This is a genomic window from Lacticaseibacillus yichunensis, from assembly GCF_003946405.1.
Classification (GTDB): Bacteria; Bacillota; Bacilli; order Lactobacillales; family Lactobacillaceae; genus Lacticaseibacillus; species Lacticaseibacillus yichunensis.
In genome coordinates this window covers 73,465-90,179 of the sequence record NZ_RHOG01000002.1, presented here as the reverse complement: position 1 = coordinate 90,179, position 16,715 = coordinate 73,465, and the positions used below count along the sequence as shown (strand labels likewise).

Genomic DNA, 16,715 nt, shown 5'->3' with positions numbered 1-16,715 from the left:
CTAATAGTAGGGCTCCGCGGGGCAGGTTTGAGGCAGCTAGTCGGCCCGGTCGTTCGATGGCCAAGTGCGCCATCAACCGCCCAGGCCGAACTAGCTGCTCAGACCTAAACGCCCCGCTCCGCACCCTGATAGTAGGGCTCCGGCCCGTATGGTGGAAACATGCGGCGTCTCATGCACTCGGTGGCAAGGAACGCCACCAAGCACCTGAGCCGACCTAGCTGTTCCACCATCCCGCGGGCCTCCGCACCCTAGTTGGGCTTCGCCGAGCAGGGGTGGGGCATATAGTCGTCCCGGTCGTTCGATGGCCGAGTGCGCCATCAACCGCCCAGGCCGAACTATCTGCCCACCCCTAAACGCTCGGCTCCGCACCCTTCCTCAATATTGCCTTGACGGTGGGGCTGGCGGCTTGTAATATTGATTTTAGCTCACAGAAGATCGGTGCGTTGGGATGGGAGTTTTGGCAGATGAATTTTGACTTAGACCCCGGATGGTCGCTAGAGCCAGTTGGCGGCACGACCGGTGGGGCATTTATGGGCGTTTATGCCCACGAGAAATTCTTTTTAAAACGTAATGCGTCCCCATTTTTGGCGGCCTTATCAGTGGAAGGGGTGACCCCGAAGCTGATCTGGACCAAACGCATTTCTACCGGTGATGTTTTAACGGCTCAAGACTGGGTCAATGGCAAAACGCTGACGCGCGAGCAAATGTGCTCGCCGATCGTCGCACAACTTTTAGGCAAGGTCCACAATTCGGTGTTGCTTCGCCGGATGCTTCAAAAAGTTGGCGGCCAAGGTCAGTCGTTGCCTGCGTTGCGCGAACGCGTGCTGGTCAATTTGGCGCCAACGCTTCGGCAACACGCGGTGGTCGCACAGGCGGTCGCTGCGCTGATGACGTTGCCGCCGCAACGCGAATTGCGCGTGTGCCACGGGGACCTCAATCATAAGAACTGGCTGCTGTCCGACAGCGGGCGGCTTTATCTGGTCGACTGGGATCAAGCCTCGCTTGGCGATCCCGCCTTTGACCTGTCTGTTGTTTTGTTCAACTATGTGCCGCGCGCGCAGTGGCAAGAATGGCTCGATGCGTATGGCACGAAATTAACGGCAGATCTGGCCACTCGCCTGCAATGGTACGGCTTGCTTCATCTGTTGGATGAAACGCAGCGGATGTTTGACGCCCAGCGCTACACAGAAATGAATGCCGCACTGCTCAAGATGCAAGAAGTGCTTGATCAACAAGACTAAAATAAGCACCGGTGCGGACGTCGCACCGGTGCTTTTATGAGGAGAGAAGTAATGCGTTTACGCAACCAACCATGGGCAGCCCCGCTGATCGCGGCGAACCCAAACGAGATCTTAACGCGCCCGGAGAACATGCCGGGCAGATGGCAGGAACGGTTTGCCAAAAATCAACCACTGTATCTTGAGGTCGGGTCGGGAAAGGGTGCCTTCATTACCGAGATGGCGCAGCAACATCCCAATCGGAATTTCCTCGCGCTCGAAATACAAGAATCGGCGATCGGCTATATCCTACGCAAACAAGTTGCACTGAAACTGCCGAACCTACAATTGATCTTAGGCGACGGGGCCGATCTCACGACTTATTTTGCGCCAAGTGAGATCACCGGGGTTTTCCTGAACTTCTCAGATCCCTGGCCGAAAACGCGGCACGAGAAACGTCGCCTGACCTACAAGACATTTTTGGCCCAGTACCGCGCGATCTTGAAGCCGGCCGGGGTTTTGCAGTTCAAGACGGATAACCGCGGCCTGTTTGAATATTCGCTGGTCAGCATGAATAATTTCGGCATGCAGTTTGACCTTGTCAGTGTGGACGTGCACAATGATGCCCGGTTGTCCGAAAATGTCGAGACGGAATATGAGCACAAGTTCAGTGAAAAAGGTGGCGCTATTTATCAACTGACGGCGCGGTTTGCGGAAGAATCCGCTCCCCATTCCCTCTAATCAAAAACTTGATCACTTCGCCATCTTCGGTCGTCACACCGCCTTGATAGGTCGCTTGTGAGAAAGACCCTTCAGTGAGATAGGCGGGGTCCATCTCGATCCAGCCGCCAGTCACGGTATGCGTGGTGGCAACGTCTTGTTTCATCACTTTGAAGAGCCGGTTTGGCAACAGATGATGCCAGTAATAGCGCCGCGCGCTTTCGGCAATCACGCCCACCGCAAGCGGGGCCAGCACGCCGATCAGCAACCATTGATTTTTTCGCATGAGCTTCCTCCGAACATCGCCGCTGTGCGGCAAAATCAAAACTGGTTTCATTATAACCGGCAGGCAGGGAGAATGCATTGCATCTTCCCCGGAAACGTGTAAAATGTACTTATCAAATGTAAGCGAAAGGGATGTTGATCATGGAAAAATTCGATAGCAATGAGGCAATTTTGGAGGCGGCGAAGGCCCCTGGCAAGAAGATGCTGTTTTTCAGTGCTGACTGGTGCCCAGATTGCCAATTCATCAAGCCTGCAATGCCGGCGATCGAAGCGGAGTATCCGGAGTTCTCATTCATCTACGTCGATCGCGATGACAATATCGAGATCGCCCAAGACATGGGTGTGATGGGCATTCCAAGTTTTATCGCGCTGGAAGATGGCAAGGAGATCGGCCGGTTCGTCAACAAGGATCGGAAGACCAAGGCGGAAGTCGAAGCCTTTATCAATAACTTGCAGCCAGCCGCAATCTGATTTTAATTACTCAGGAGGTCCTATTTTGATCACCAGCATGAACAAGGAAGCGTGGGGCGACACTTTGATCGTTGTGCTTGCGCCAGACAGCGCCGTTGAGACCACCACGCAAAAAGGCGATATCGTCGGTATTTTCGACGACGCCGGTGCGGCACTTGGCTTCAATTTCTTCAACGTCTCACAGTGGCTGCCGACGCTGACCGGCGACGGGCAGTTGGCGCTCAGTGAAGCCGACGTGACCACGCTGAACCAGGCACTGGAAGCGGCCGGTTTTGACGGTGTGTTACCTCTGAATGAGGCGCCGACGCTGGTCATCGGCAAGATCGTCGCGATCGAGGCGCATCCGGATTCAGACCATCTGCACATCACCCAAGTTGACCTTGGCAACGGCAATGTCCGCCAAATCGTTTGCGGGGCGCCCAACGTCGCGTTGAACGAGACCGTTGTCGCTGCGCTGCCAGGCACCATGATGCCCGATGGCAAGATCATCTGGCCGGGCAAATTGCGCGGCGTCGATTCTTACGGCATGCTGTGCGCGGCACGCGAACTCGCGGTGCCGGGTGCACCGGCTGCACGAGGCATCTTGTTGATGCCAGCCAGCATTCCGGCTGGGACCCCATATGACCCTGAAGTTGCGGCTGAAGTGGTGGCCGCAGCCAACTAACAGACCCGTATTTCGCGATTCATAGGGCTGGATGGCGATCATGAGAAGACCTTTCGAGGAACCAAGACAAACAGTTTTGTCTTGGTTCCTTTTTTGTGGGGTTCCGGTGCGCAGGGGCGGGACATCTAACTGTCTCCCTCACTCGGGGCAAAGGACGCCCCAAGTGCCAGAGCCAAGTCAGCTGCCCACCCCTAAACGCGCACCTCCGCACCCTTTTTAGTCGGGCTCCGGTGCGCATGGTCGAGACAGCTAGGTATGCCCAGCACTCGATGGCTAAGAGCGCCATCCAGCGCCGGGCTAGCCTACCTGCTCGACCATATTCGCGCACCTCCGCACCCTTTTTTAGTGTTTCCAGCCGGGAAAAGTACCGTTCTATGGTAAAATAGGTGCATTAGCACAAGAGAGGAAGATCGCAATGGCTCATTATGACGGTCCGGCTTTTGGCCGCAAGCCAATTTCGCCGGCAAAATTTGACGACGCCAACGACGACTACGAATTGCCGCCGCGCCAGCAACACCCGACCGCCCGTCCAACCAAAGAGCCGGTCGCGAAAACAAAACCGGCGGCGCACGCGCCTAAGACCGCAGCGGCCACACAGACTGAGACCCGGCCTGGCGCGGCATTGGCGCGTACCATGCCGATGAGCGCCTTTACCACGCCGGCCAGTTTGGTCGATCGGGCGCAACGCGTGAAGATCGATTACAGCGCGCTTTTGACCCGCCTTGAGCGCCCAGACGACGCCGTATTTTTCCTCGCCAGCGAAGAGGACGAGGAGGATGATCCGGTCGCTTCAGAATTCGTTTCGGTGGAAGCGGTCGATGCCGTTGATGACGCACCTGACGAATCGGCGTTGCCGGATGTCGAAGAAGTGGAAGCGGACCAGGATGAAGCACCGGTAGATGAAGACTCTGAGACCGATGACGCGCCCACTTCACAAGCGGGGCTAAACCTCGAGGATGAGCCGATTCTAGATGCCGATCAAGAGCATCAGACTGACTCAGAAGAGGCCGCGGACCTGTCCGAAAACGAGACAGCGGACGCCGAGGAAAATGCGCCCCATTCGCCGGACATGGACGAGTCAGCCACTGTGTTCGAGCCAACGAACGAAGTGGCAGACGCTGAACTTACCACATCGACTGATGACGCGGCACCGGCTCCAGTCCAGAAACAGTCGATCGGCGAACCGGGGACATCCAACCCGTCAGATCAAGACGAGACCGCCCCAGCGCCGACCGGATCCGCGCATACTTATGTGGCGGCGACGTTGACGGAAATGATGGATCAGACCCGACGGCATCCTGAAAAACGGGCCACGACCACGGCAACGCAGGCGGCCAGCCGCGAAGAGCGGTCCTTGCTGCCGGATCGCCGCGCGGTCAGCCAACAGGTCCAGGCATACTTAGCAAAGAAAAAGGCAGCTCGGACAACGGTCGCAGCAACGACTGACACCCCCGCGGCTGAGCCGACCGCGACGCAATCCGAGCCCGTCGTTAAAGAGGTACCTGCCTTGACCGCCGACCTCACAGCACCGCAGACCGTTTCGTCGCACCAGAGCGCAAATGACCTTGGCGACAAAGAAGCAACGGCAACGACCACAGTCCAGCCCGCGCCATACGAATTTCCATCGCTCGACCTGCTCGATCCAGTTGCGACCGGCGATGAGGACGCGCAGGAAACATGGGCGGTCAATCAAATGGGCCAGCTGGATAAAACGCTGGCGGCCTTCAACGTTGACGCGCATGTGGTCGATAAAACCATTGGCCCAACCGTCACCCAGTTTCAGGTCGCAGTCGGGCCAGGGGTGAAGGTCAATAAGATCACTAATCTGACCGATGACCTCAAGCGGGCATTGGCCGCGCGCGACATTCGTATCGAGGCACCAATTCCGGGCAAAACGACTGTGGGTATTGAGATACCAAACCTCCATCCCCGGCCAGTGATGTTGCGTGAAGTGCTCCAGAGCCCTGTTTTCCAAGACGCCCGCTCGCCGTTGACCGTGGCGCTTGGGGTCGACTTGTTCGGCCAGCCGGTGGTCACGGATCTCGGGCGCATGCCGCATGGGCTGATCGCCGGGGCAACCGGATCGGGGAAGTCGGTCTTCATCAACAGCATCCTGACCTCGCTGTTGTATAAGGCCACGCCGCAACAGGTGCGCCTGCTGCTGATCGATCCAAAAGCGGTGGAGTTGGCTGTTTATAATGGCCTGCCGCATTTGGTCTCGCCGGTGATCTCAGATCCAAAAGCCGCCGCAGCCGCGTTGAAGTGGGCGGTCCAGGAAATGGATGACCGCTACAAGAAATTGGAAGCCGCGCGTGTCCGCAACTTGAAGCAATTTAATGAAAAAGCGGCGGCGCATGGCGACTACGGCCTGCAGCTGCCATATCTCGTGATTGTGATCGATGAGCTGGCCGATCTGATGATGGTCGCGTCCAGCGAAGTTCAGGATTATATTGCGCGCATCACAGCCAAGGCGCGGGCAGCCGGCATTCATTTGCTGGTGGCAACACAGCGGCCAAGCGTCGATGTCATCACAGGCACGATCAAAAATAATATTCCGACCCGTATCGCCTTCATGGTCGCTAGTCAGGTCGATTCGCGCACCATCATCGATACCGCTGGGGCGGAACGTTTGCTGGGCAAGGGCGATATGCTTTACCTGGGCAGCGGGGCCAGCCAAGCCCGCCGTCTGCAGGGGACGTTCATCGACCAGGCGATCGATGACGTGGTCGGGTTCGTCAAGCAACAAGCGCCAGTCCATTACGATTTTCAGCCGGAGACCTTGCTTCATAAATCAGAAGCCGCTGCGGACCAAGATCCGCTCATGCCGCAAGTGATGGCGTATCTCGTGGATCAACAAGAGGTCTCAACGTCTAAGCTTCAACGCGTCTTTTCCATCGGCTACAATCATGCGGCCAAACTGATCGATGAACTGGAGCGCCGGCATTTTGTCTCGCCGGCTAACGCTTCAAAGCCGCGGGATGTATACTTGACCCAGGAAGACTTGGCTCGCCTGAGTGATCAATAGAACAGAGAGGAAACATCATGACAGAGGACACGTATTATTTTATCGGTATCAAGGGCTCGGGGATGAGCGCACTGGCGCTGATCTTGCATGATCTTGGCCACACGGTATTAGGGAGCGACATCACCCAGTACACTTTCACTCAACGTGGGCTTGAACAGGCCGGCATTCAGTCGTTGCCATTTGATCCGGACAACCTGAAGCCGGGCTACACCGTGATCTGCGGCAACAGTTTCACCGATGAGCACCCGGAAGTTCTGCGCGCGCATGAACTTGGGCTGACCTTTTATCGCTACCACGAATTCGTTGGCAAATTCATGACGCCATACACCAGCATCGGTGTGGCTGGCGCGCACGGCAAGACCAGCACGACCGGCCTGCTTGCGCACACCTTGTCTGGCATCGCCAAGACCAGTTATCTGATCGGCGATGGCACTGGCAAAGGCGTTCCGGATTCCCAGTTCTTTGTGTTTGAGGCGGATGAATACCGCCGCCATTTCCTCGCGTATCATCCGGATTATACGATCATGACCAACATCGATTATGACCATCCGGATTATTACACCGGCATCGAAGACGTCTACTCCGCGTTTCAGACCGAAGCTGACCAGACCCAGAAGGCGATCTTTGCCTGGGGCGATGACAAGTGGCTCCGCAAGCTGTCCGCGAAGGTGCCGATCTATTATTATGGCTTAGATGACCGCGATGATTATGTCGCGAAAAATGTGGTGCGCACCACCACGGGTTCGAGCTTCGACGCGTTTCATCATGGCGAACTCATCGGCCATTTCCACGTGCCGTTGTTCGGCGAGCATAGCGTTTTGAACGCATTGGCTGTCGTCGCCGTGGCCACGACCGAGAATCTCGACCCAGAATTCATCGCGCGCGAGCTGGCCAGTTTTGCTGGCGTCAAGCGCCGCTTTTCGCAAAAAACGGTGGCGGATGCCGTCATCATCGACGATTACGCGCACCATCCAAGCGAGATTCGCGCGACCCTTGATGCCGCCCGCCAAAAGTTCCCGAATAAGCAGATCGTGGCGATCTTCCAGCCGCACACTTTTTCGCGGACGATCGCGTACCTGGATGATTTCGCCAAGACCTTGAATGCGGCCGACGCCGTGTACGTGACGCCGATCTTCAGCTCTGCGCGTGAAAAGTCGGGCGCGGTCTCGGCGGCGGATCTTGCGGCTAAGATTCCAGAAGGTGGCCATGTGATCGAGCTTGAAGACATGTCACCGCTGTTGGATTACAAAAACGCGGTCTTCGTCTTCATGGGGGCCGGGGATGTGCAAAAATACGAGAACGCGTTCGCGGATCTTCTAAGTGATCTCAGTCCAAAGTCTAACTGACAAGTCAGCCTGCGTTTCGTATAATAGCTTCTATACAAACAATACGTGTTCCAGAAAGGATCTGATTCAATGGATGAACGTCGAGTGGTGAATGACGACGCGGGCGTTGCGTCGTTCTTTAGCAAGGTTTACACGAAGATGGGTCTCGGCCTTGGATTGACCGGGCTGTTGTCCTATCTGCTGGCAGTGCCATTTCAGCAGCAGTATCTGACCTTCATTGGCCAGCACCAGATCCTGGCATGGATCTTTCTGTTCTTGCCGTTTATCATGACATTTATGGTCAGCGGCCGGCGCGCGCAGCAAAATACGTCCTTTGGCAATCTGATGTTCTACCTGTTCTCCGCCAGTTTTGCCTTCCAGATCAGCCTGGTCTTGATGGTCTATCCGACGATCAACATCTTTGCAGCCTTCGTCGTGACCGCGGTGATCTTCGTCTCCATGTCCCTCGTTGGACGGTTCGGTCACAAGGACCTCAGCAAAGCCGGTAGCATCGCCTACACCGCGCTGTGGGGTGTGATCGTGATGTCCCTCGTCAATATGTTCATCGCATCAAGTGGCTTGCAGTGGCTGATCAACTACGCCATCCTCGCGATCTTCATCGTGATGACCGCGTTTGACACCCAAAAGCTCAAGCAAGTCTACCTGACAGCAGGCGGCACCGGCGACGGCCTTATCGCGGAAAACGCCCTTGTGACCCAGGGCGCCTTGATGCTTTACCTCGATTTCCTGAACCTTTTCCTCGTCATCCTCCGCATCTTCGGTGGCGTGAGTCGAGATTAATAAGAATTTGTGTAAGCACTCACCTAACAAAACGGGTGGGTGCTTGTTTGATTCTAGGCGATGTTTCCGAGAGCCGAAGCAACGTGCGACAATGCAACGAAAAGTGCGGGACCTGTTCTTGTCAGTATCTGATTTTTTCTTTGTCGACTGCTCTGATGTGAAGATCGGAGTAATCGGAGTTGATCAGTGTCGTGAGTTTTATGACAACTTTTATGAATTCAAATGGTGTGTAACTGGAATGTGCAATATGAGGGTGGGTTCCGGCCAGAAATGGCTCAGCCCCCTCGTCGGTGTTAGCGGCTGTGCCGCTTACACCGAAAGTGAGCTTTAAGACCGCGGTCTTTGCGGGCTTAAAGTCACTTGGGAGCGTTCCAGCCATTTCTGGCCGGAGCTCAGCCGGGCGTTTTCACAAAATAAGCTTCTTAGCTAGATAGAAAACCTCAGACCTTGCCATCGAGGACCCACCCGCTGACCCTGCAAAATCTGGTACAATGGAAACGAGAAAAAGGAGGCCGCACATGGCAGACAAGGTGAAATTATTATTGATTGATGGCAATTCAGTCGCGTTCCGCGCATTCTACGCGCTGTACACCCAGATGGACCGCTTCACCAACAGCGAAGGCCTGCACACCAATGCGGTGTTCGCCTTCAATAACATGCTCGACAACATTGTGGCCCAGCAAAAGCCCGACAAGATTCTCGTGGCCTTTGATAAAAGTGGCGGTACATTTCGGACCAAGATGTTCGGCGACTACAAAGGCCAGCGTGACGCCGCGCCTTCTGAGCTGCTCGAGCAGTTGCCCGTGATCAAGGAACTGCTCGACGATCACGGCATGGCCCATTATGAATTGCAGGATTACGAAGCGGATGACATCATCGGCACCCTTTCCCGCGAAGCGGAAAAAGCAGGGTGGGAGACCACCATTGTGACCGGCGACCGCGATTTGACTCAACTGGCCACGGATCACATCACGGTGCAGGTGACCAAAAAAGGCGTTGCGGAGCTTGAGACCTACACGCCGGCGCACATCGAGGATAAATTCGGCCTGACCCCGACTCAAATCATCGACATGAAGGGCCTGATGGGCGACACCTCGGACAATTATCCCGGCGTCACCAAGGTCGGTGAAAAAACGGCGATCAAGTTGGTCACCCAGTTCGGCAGTATCGAAGATCTCTATGACAATCTGGATCAGCTCAAGCCTAGCAAAATGAAGGAAAACTTGGTGAACGACGAGGCCCAGGCTCGCCTCAGCAAGACTCTTGCGACCATCAAAGTCGACGCGCCGCTCACGATCGGCCTGGACGACCTGCATTACGCCGGCCCAGATATCGAAAAATTGCGTGCGCTTTACACCCGGCTGGACATGCGCCAGGCATTGGCCAAGTTGCCGGCCAGTGCACAGGAAACGGCGGTCCACGAAGCCATTACCTACACCGTCCTCGACGACGCCAATTTAGCCGCCCTGCTCGACGTCCATGAACCGGCTGCATTTGAAGTAGAGATGCTGACGGAAAATTATCATACCGCAGACCCGATCGGCTGGTTTGTTGTCACTGCGGATCAGGCTTTTGTCAGCAGTGATGTCACGCTGTTGACCCTGCCCGCGGTGCAGACCTGGCTGACGGAGGCGAAGCTGGCTGTATTTGACGGCAAGCGCGATATCGTGGCCGCCGCCCGCCTTGGCGTGACGCTGCCCGCGCTTGCGTTTGATGTGCTGCTGGCGTCCTATTTGCTGAACCCTGATCAAAACGCCAACGACCTCGGCCAGATCGCGCAAGATCATGGCGTCAGCGTGCCATTTGATGAAACGGTCTACGGCAAAGGGGCCAAGCGCCACGTCCCAGACGAGGTGGCGCTGTTTACGCATTTTGTTGAAAAAGGCCGGGCAATCTTAGCCCTGCAGCCGCTGTTGACCACCAAGCTGAAGGAACAGGAAGAGACGCATCTGTTCACCGAGCTGGAAATGCCGCTGGCGCAGGTGCTCGCGCAAATGGAAATCACCGGCATCACGCTTGAGCGCGCGACGCTCAAGGCGATGGGGGACCAGTGGCGCAGCACCCAGACGGTCCTGGAGGAAAAGATCTACGCCGAAGCTGGAGTGAAGTTCAATCTGAACTCCCCGAAACAGCTCGGCGAGGTCCTGTTTGAAAAACTCAACCTGCCCGTGATCAAGAAAACAAAGACGGGGTATTCCACCAGCGTCGAGGTGCTTGAGGAATTGAAATCGGCCAGTCCGATCATTCAGGACATTCTGGATTACCGGCAAGTCGCCAAACTTTTTTCAACCTATGTCACCGGCTTATTAAATGCGCAGCTGGCAGATGGCAAAATTCACACGCGCTATCTGCAGACCTTAACGCAAACGGGCCGGCTGTCTTCCGTGGATCCCAATCTGCAAAACATTCCAGCGCGCGATGAGGGGAAGCAGGTCCGTAAGGCGTTCATTCCGTCCAAGCCGGGTTGGCAGATCTTCTCCAGTGATTATTCGCAGATCGAATTGCGCGTGCTCGCCCATATTTCCGGCGATGCGAACATGCAGGAAGCCTTCAAGGAAGACCGCGACATCCACGCCAATACCGCGATGAAGATCTTTGGCCTGGATTCGCCGGATCAGGTCACCCCGGACATGCGCCGGCAAGCCAAGGCGACCAACTTCGGAATCGTGTACGGCATCTCCGATTTTGGCTTGGCCAAGAACATCGGCGTCACTCGCAAGCAGGCCAAGGCGTTCATCGACGGCTATTTCGAGCAATACCCGCAAGTCCACGACTACATGGAAAAAATGGTGAAGGTCGCCCGCGAGCAGGGGTATGTTGAAACCTTGATGCATCGCCATCGTTATCTGGGCGACATCCACTCGCGCAATTTCAACCTGCGCAGTTTTGCCGAACGCACGGCCATGAATTCGCCGATTCAAGGCAGCGCCGCCGATATCATCAAAGTGGCGATGATCCGGATGCAGGCGATGCTCGATGAGAACCACTTGCATTCGCGGATGTTGCTACAGGTCCACGATGAGCTGATCTTCGAGGGGCCGGCAGAAGAAATGGCGACGCTGGCCGAGCTCGTGCCCAAGGTGATGGATTCCGCCGTCTCGCTGGCGGTGCCATTGAAGGTCGAAAGCCATTACGGCCCGACCTGGTTCGACGCAAAATAAATGGGAAGTGGGCCGAATGTCGATCTTGGGTCCGACAGGTAAGTGTCCGCATCACCAGGTCCGTTCTTTGGACCAGGCGATGCGAACCTTAGCTGCTCGGACCCGGACATTTGGTCCACGACACTGCTGTCAAAGTGGTGGACGATACGGAAGTGGGCCAAGTGCCGGGTCTGAGTCGTAATCACTTGGGTTCGAATCATGCGGCCACTTTTATAACGAGATAAAGGAAGAACAAAATGCCTGAATTACCTGAGGTCGAAAATGTGCGCCGCGGCCTGTCCAAATTGGTCGTGGGCAAAACGGTCACGGCCGTCGATGCCAATTGGCCGAAGACCTTGATCGGCGGGCTGACCGCGTTTCGCACCGCGCTGATCGGTCGCACCATCACTGGCGTCGACCGCCGCGGCAAATACTTATTGATTCGCTTTGACCAGGACTTAACGCTGGTGTCGCATCTACGCATGGAAGGCAAGTATCAATTGGCCGCCTCTGCGGATCAGGAGCCGCCGCGCTTCATGCATGTCTGGTTCACCTTTGCGGATGGCTCGCAAATGCGCTACGCCGACATGCGCAAGTTTGGGCGGATGCAGCTGGTGCTGACCGGCACGGAAAACTCGACGGTCAGTGGTCTTTCGACACTAGGTCCGGAGCCGGATGACCCAAGCTGGACCGCGGCGACTTTTTACGATGCTTTGCACCGGCGGAAAGCGCCAATCAAATCCGTGCTACTGGATCAAAACGTGGTCGCCGGCATCGGCAACATCTATGCCGATGAAACGCTGTGGCTCAGCCAGCTCTCGCCGCTTCAGCCCGCCGCGACCCTCAAGCGTGCGGAAGTCGTGCGCCTTCATGACAACATCATCCAGGAGCTGGCCACCGCCACCGAACTGGGCGGCACCACGGTCCATTCGTTCTTGGATGCAGGCGGCCACACCGGGCGCTTCCAGGAACAACTCCATGTTTACGGTCAAGAGGGAACGCCGTGTGCGCGCTGCGGGACAGAGATCTTGAAGACCAAAGTCGGCGAACGCGGGACCCATTTTTGCCCGCATTGTCAGCCGCTGAGAAAGAGGCGACTGCCATGACGTATTGGCTCGGGCTGACCGGCGGCATTGCGACCGGCAAAAGCACGGTTGCAGCCGTGTTCAAACAGCGCGGCTGCCTTGTTGTTGATGCGGATGTGATTGCGCATCAGGTGATGGCGCCCGGCGCACCAGTGTTGCAGGAGATCGCGGCGGCGTTTGGGGCGGATGTGCTGACCCCAGACGGCGCGCTGAATCGCAAGCGGCTAGGGGCGCTGATCTTCGCCGATCCGGCCAAGCGCCGGCAGCTGGACGCCATCGATCAGCCCCACATCCGCGTCGCATTGAAGCGCGCGCTGGACGAGGCGGCCGCAACCGGCGCCCCGGTGATCGTGGGCGACATTCCGCTGATGTATGAGACCAACTGGGACAAGGCGTTTGACGGCGTGGCGGTGGTGACACTGCCGGAATCGGTGCAACTCACCCGGCTGATGGCACGTGATGGGCTTTCCGAGGCGGCGGCCCAGGCACGCATTGAGGCCCAGATGCCACTGGACGAGAAGGTCGCGCGGGCGGATTTTCTCATCGACAACAGCCGCGGCCAGGCGATTCGCGAGAAGCAAGTCGATGCGCTGCTCAAGGCCGTGACAAAAATGGCGTGACGGCCGCGCTTTTCTTGTGAACTCAAGCTTGGTCGCATATGCAGCAAAATAAATATGCTATAATGACGTATAAACCCTGGATAAGAAGGTGGCGCCTTGTTATGCCCACATTGTCATCACAATAGTTCGCGCGTCGTTGACTCTCGCCCGACAGATGGTGGTCGCGCGATTCGGCGGCGGCGGGAATGCGAGAATTGCGGCTTCCGCTTCACGACCTTCGAGCGCGTCGAGCAGACGCCGCTGTTGGTGATCAAGAAAAATGGGACCCGCGAAGAGTTCAATCGCGAGAAGATCTTGAAAGGCTTGATTCGAGCAGCGGAAAAGCGGCCTGTCACGATGGAGCAGATGCAAAATATCGTCGAGCAGGTCGAAAACAAGTTGCGGGCGATCGGCGACAACGAAGTCTCCAGTCAGGTCATCGGCGAGTATGTCATGAAGCTGTTGGCCGACGTAGACGACGTGGCGTATATTCGGTTTGCCAGTGTCTATCGCCAGTTCAAAGATATGTCCGTTTTCATGTCCGAACTTCAGGACATGATGAAAAAGGAACAGACTGACCAGAAATAGCGCAAAAGCGCCGGGGGCTTGGCTGCGCGCCAGGCCCTTTATTTTGCGGCCAGCACCTGGCCACGTTGTCGAAGCAGCCTACCGCGTTGCCAAAGCAGCCCGGCGCGGGGAGGCGGCCAATCGCGTTGCCGAAGTCAATTGCGGCAGTCAAAAGAAAGGAGCACGCCGATGAAACGACCCACCACATTCATGGCCCAAGACGGGTATCTCGTCACCCAGGCCACGTATTTAAGCGACCTAGATCAAGATGTCGCAATCTGTTTATATCAGCCACTGGTCGGCCCGGCCGCGCTCAGTTTATATTTGACGCTTTGGCGCGAGGCCAAACAGCCGCAACAATTTTCCAAACGGCCTCCTCAGACGCGGTTGCTGGATCTGATCGACGTCGATCTGGATGGCTTATTTGAGGCGCGGGTCAAACTCGAGGCAGTGGGCTTGCTCAAAACGTATTCCACCGTCGATCAACTCGGCCGCTATTTTGCCTATGAGCTGTATGCCCCGGTCGCGCCGAATCGCTTTTTCGCGGACGACTTGCTGGGAATGCTGCTGTATGACAAGGTCGGGGAGACGCGCTACCTGCAGTTGCAGGGGCAATACGAATTGCATCCGGTGCGCCGCGACACCTGGCAGGATGTGTCCGCCCAGTTTCTGGATGTCTTTCATCTGACCCATGTGCTTCAGCGGCCGGCGCAGTCAGACGGGCCAAAAACGCAGCCGGCTGTCAGCTTGGGCAATGGCGACGGCTATGACTGGGCGCTGCTGGCTGCGATGCTCACGCGAACCGGCGTCGATCAGGGCAGCGTGGATGCCCAGCGCGCGGGCCTTTATCAGGTGGCGAAGTTCTATGGCCTCGATGTGCCGAGCCTGGCACGGCTATTGCAGCACGCCGCCGATCCACTGACTGGTAAGTTTAAGTTGAAGGCTGTACAAAATTTTGCGGAGCAGGAGTTTTCCACCGGGCAGGCCAATTTCCGGCCAGCGGAAAATGCGGCCACGGCGCAGGGCCAAGCCCAGCCGCAGACGGGCGATGCCACGCAGACGCAGCAGCCAGGGACAACCGCCCAGTCGCAAATGCAGGGCGCAACTGCCACTTACACCCCGGCCGAAACGACGCTGCTCAAGCAGGCACGCGACTTGCCGGTGCGCGAATTCATGGAACAGCGCAAGAAGCAAAAGGGGCCGAGCATGTTTGTCTCGCGTGATGAAGAATGGGCGGTGCGCGACCTCAGCCGCCGCCATGTCTTTGACGATGCGACGTTGAATATCTTGATCGACTCGATCTATCAGACCAATGACACGATCAATGAAAAATACCTGAACAAGGTGGCTAATGAATGGGCGAAGGCCGGTGTCGGCTCACCTGAGGCGGCGCTGGCCTATCTGAAAACAGCGGCCGCCAACCCGACGACCTCTTCGCAGCCGCGCTCCCGCCGAAACAGCGGGCGCCCGAGTCGACAAGAGGCAGTGCCGGATTGGTTGAAAGATGATTACCAGGCGCAAGGGGATGCATTGACTCCGGCCCAACAAGCCGAGCTCGATGCCCGACTCGCGCGGATCAAACAGACGGATAAGAAAGGCGGCAACCAGCAATGAATCTGACAAATGTACGCGACCAGATCGCCGCGATCATGGACCAACGCCAACTGACCGGCAGATATGCCGAGCTGGTCAAACAGGCAGTCGCAGATCCGTCGGTGCAGGCATGGCTGACGGCGCACAAGGATGAATTGGCGGACGATGCGGTGACTCGCGGCGCGGCCAAGATCTACGAATATGTGACCGCCCGCGATGGCAAAGGCGAGGACCAGGCGTTGCCAAATTCCGGCTACATGCCCCAGCTCGTCGTGTCCAACCGGCTGATCGACATCATGTATGAGCCGACGCCGGCTAAGATTGCAGCGGACCAAGTGGCCCATCAGGCGTCGCTCATCACCTCGGTCAACATGCCCAAGGCGATTCGCACCGCGGCGCTTGAAGACTATGATCCAACCGGCCGAGCCGCCGCATTGCTCGCCGCGACCCGTTTCACCGACGCGATGGATGAGGCCCCGCAGGAATTCCACCGCGGCCTTTACCTGACCGGCCCGTTTGGCGTGGGCAAGACTTATCTTTTGGGCGCGATTGCCAATCACTTGGCGGACCGCGGCATCGCCTCGACCATGGTGCATTATCCGACCTTTGCCCTTGAGATCAGAAACGCGATCAATGATCACACCACCGAAGACAAACTCGGCCGATTGAAAAAGGTGCCCGTTTTGATGCTCGATGACATCGCCGCCGAATCGTACAGTGCTTGGCTGCGTGACGAGGTGCTCGGGGTGCTGCTTCAGTACCGGATGCAAGAGGAGTTGCCGACGCTTTTTACCTCGAATAAAAGCATGGCCGAGCTCACCGATTTCTTGTCGGGCAAGGAATCGGGGAAGGACCTGGAAGAGGTGCGTGCACGCCGGATCATGGAGCGCATCCGATTTTTGGCCGATGAGATTCATGTCGGCGGCCAAGAGCGGCGAAATGGGTCGCGCTGACGCCTGATCACGCGCCAATTTTTCGCCGAGCCGAAAAGTTTTTTCAAACTCGCGCTTGCGCCGTTTTGCTGGCTGTGGTTTAATCAGGGTATCAAAGACGAAAGTTAAAGGATCATGTTTCACCAGAGAGCCCCGGCCGTGGCTGAAAGCCGAGCAAGACCTGATCCACACCGCTTTCCGAGTGTGCCAGCGATGGCCCAGTGCTCAGGTTACGAGCATAGAGTGGAAAGCAGTGCTTTCAAGTCGGGTGGAACCGCGAGAGATCGTCCC

General features: G+C 56.8%; 13 protein-coding genes and 1 pseudogene. 13 read left to right on the top strand and 1 reads right to left on the bottom strand.

Annotation, left to right across the window (positions count from 1 at the left end; all coding sequences use genetic code 11):
• Nucleotides 1-464 precede the first annotated feature (464 nt).
• Nucleotides 465-1,241: a phosphotransferase family protein gene (locus EKM95_RS01465; protein WP_125696054.1), complete on the top strand. Its 777-nt coding sequence runs from the start codon at nucleotides 465-467 to the stop codon at nucleotides 1,239-1,241.
• Between the two features lie 51 nt (nucleotides 1,242-1,292).
• Nucleotides 1,293-1,958 carry a tRNA (guanosine(46)-N7)-methyltransferase TrmB gene (gene trmB / locus EKM95_RS01460; protein ID WP_125696053.1) on the top strand — a complete coding sequence of 222 codons (666 nt, stop codon included), beginning with the start codon at nucleotides 1,293-1,295 and terminating at the stop codon, nucleotides 1,956-1,958.
• Here trmB and EKM95_RS01455 read toward each other — a convergent pair.
• Nucleotides 1,903-2,223: a hypothetical protein gene (locus EKM95_RS01455; protein ID WP_125696052.1), complete on the bottom strand. Its 321-nt coding sequence runs from the start codon at nucleotides 2,221-2,223 to the stop codon at nucleotides 1,903-1,905. The two genes, trmB and EKM95_RS01455, sit on opposite strands and share 56 nt — an antisense overlap.
• Before the next feature lie 140 nt (nucleotides 2,224-2,363).
• On the opposite strand from EKM95_RS01455, the gene EKM95_RS01450 reads away from it, so the two are divergent.
• The 11 genes and pseudogenes from EKM95_RS01450 to dnaI all read left to right on the top strand — a co-directional run bounded on the left by EKM95_RS01450 (nucleotide 2,364) and on the right by dnaI (nucleotide 16,445).
• Nucleotides 2,364-2,693, top strand: a complete 330-nt coding sequence (locus tag EKM95_RS01450) for a thioredoxin family protein (RefSeq protein WP_125696051.1) — start codon at nucleotides 2,364-2,366, stop codon at nucleotides 2,691-2,693.
• A 22-nt stretch (nucleotides 2,694-2,715) separates the two neighbouring features.
• Nucleotides 2,716-3,357 (top strand): YtpR family tRNA-binding protein, encoded by a 642-nt coding sequence (gene ytpR, locus EKM95_RS01445; RefSeq protein ID WP_125696094.1) that lies wholly within the window; start codon nucleotides 2,716-2,718, stop codon nucleotides 3,355-3,357.
• A 1,657-nt stretch (nucleotides 3,358-5,014) separates the two neighbouring features.
• Nucleotides 5,015-6,382: pseudogene (locus EKM95_RS12020) on the top strand (DNA translocase FtsK); the annotation flags it as partial.
• A 17-nt stretch (nucleotides 6,383-6,399) separates the two neighbouring features.
• A complete protein-coding gene (gene murC / locus EKM95_RS01435; RefSeq protein WP_125696049.1) occupies nucleotides 6,400-7,728 on the top strand; it encodes a UDP-N-acetylmuramate--L-alanine ligase in 1,329 nt (442 codons plus the stop codon).
• Nucleotides 7,729-7,797: 69 nt separating this feature from the next.
• Nucleotides 7,798-8,508, top strand: coding sequence for a Bax inhibitor-1/YccA family protein (locus tag EKM95_RS01430; RefSeq protein WP_125696048.1), 711 nt, complete (start codon nucleotides 7,798-7,800; stop codon nucleotides 8,506-8,508).
• Between the two features lie 518 nt (nucleotides 8,509-9,026).
• Nucleotides 9,027-11,669: a DNA polymerase I gene (gene polA / locus EKM95_RS01425; protein ID WP_125696047.1), complete on the top strand. Its 2,643-nt coding sequence runs from the start codon at nucleotides 9,027-9,029 to the stop codon at nucleotides 11,667-11,669.
• 236 nt (nucleotides 11,670-11,905) lie between these two features.
• Nucleotides 11,906-12,754 carry a DNA-formamidopyrimidine glycosylase gene (gene mutM / locus EKM95_RS01420; protein WP_125696046.1) on the top strand — a complete coding sequence of 283 codons (849 nt, stop codon included), beginning with the start codon at nucleotides 11,906-11,908 and terminating at the stop codon, nucleotides 12,752-12,754.
• The gene (gene coaE, locus EKM95_RS01415; protein ID WP_125696045.1) at nucleotides 12,751-13,353 is read left to right on the top strand and encodes a dephospho-CoA kinase; all 603 of its coding nucleotides are present in this window, start codon (nucleotides 12,751-12,753) and stop codon (nucleotides 13,351-13,353) included. The genes mutM and coaE overlap by 4 nt, the downstream gene beginning before the upstream one ends.
• Before the next feature lie 96 nt (nucleotides 13,354-13,449).
• On the top strand, nucleotides 13,450-13,920 hold the full coding sequence (gene nrdR, locus EKM95_RS01410; RefSeq protein ID WP_125696044.1) for a transcriptional regulator NrdR: 471 nt from the start codon (nucleotides 13,450-13,452) through the stop codon (nucleotides 13,918-13,920).
• Between the two features lie 168 nt (nucleotides 13,921-14,088).
• Nucleotides 14,089-15,513, top strand: a complete 1,425-nt coding sequence (locus tag EKM95_RS01405; protein WP_125696043.1) for a replication initiation and membrane attachment family protein — start codon at nucleotides 14,089-14,091, stop codon at nucleotides 15,511-15,513.
• Nucleotides 15,514-15,515: 2 nt separating this feature from the next.
• The gene (dnaI, locus tag EKM95_RS01400; protein ID WP_125696093.1) at nucleotides 15,516-16,445 is read left to right on the top strand and encodes a primosomal protein DnaI; all 930 of its coding nucleotides are present in this window, start codon (nucleotides 15,516-15,518) and stop codon (nucleotides 16,443-16,445) included.
• Nucleotides 16,446-16,715 lie beyond the last annotated feature (270 nt).

Excerpts from the sequence above, each read along its gene's own strand:
- EKM95_RS01465 (WP_125696054.1), top strand. The coding sequence starts at position 465 with ATGAATTTTGACTTAGACCCCGGATGGTCGCTAGAGCCAGTTGGCGGC.
- trmB (WP_125696053.1), top strand. The coding sequence starts at position 1,293 with ATGCGTTTACGCAACCAACCATGGGCAGCCCCGCTGATCGCGGCGAAC.
- EKM95_RS01455 (WP_125696052.1), bottom strand. The coding sequence starts at position 2,223 with ATGCGAAAAAATCAATGGTTGCTGATCGGCGTGCTGGCCCCGCTTGCG.
- EKM95_RS01450 (WP_125696051.1), top strand. The coding sequence starts at position 2,364 with ATGGAAAAATTCGATAGCAATGAGGCAATTTTGGAGGCGGCGAAGGCC.
- murC (WP_125696049.1), top strand. The coding sequence starts at position 6,400 with ATGACAGAGGACACGTATTATTTTATCGGTATCAAGGGCTCGGGGATG.
- EKM95_RS01430 (WP_125696048.1), top strand. The coding sequence starts at position 7,798 with ATGGATGAACGTCGAGTGGTGAATGACGACGCGGGCGTTGCGTCGTTC.
- polA (WP_125696047.1), top strand. The coding sequence starts at position 9,027 with ATGGCAGACAAGGTGAAATTATTATTGATTGATGGCAATTCAGTCGCG.
- mutM (WP_125696046.1), top strand. The coding sequence starts at position 11,906 with ATGCCTGAATTACCTGAGGTCGAAAATGTGCGCCGCGGCCTGTCCAAA.
- coaE (WP_125696045.1), top strand. The coding sequence starts at position 12,751 with ATGACGTATTGGCTCGGGCTGACCGGCGGCATTGCGACCGGCAAAAGC.
- EKM95_RS01405 (WP_125696043.1), top strand. The coding sequence starts at position 14,089 with ATGAAACGACCCACCACATTCATGGCCCAAGACGGGTATCTCGTCACC.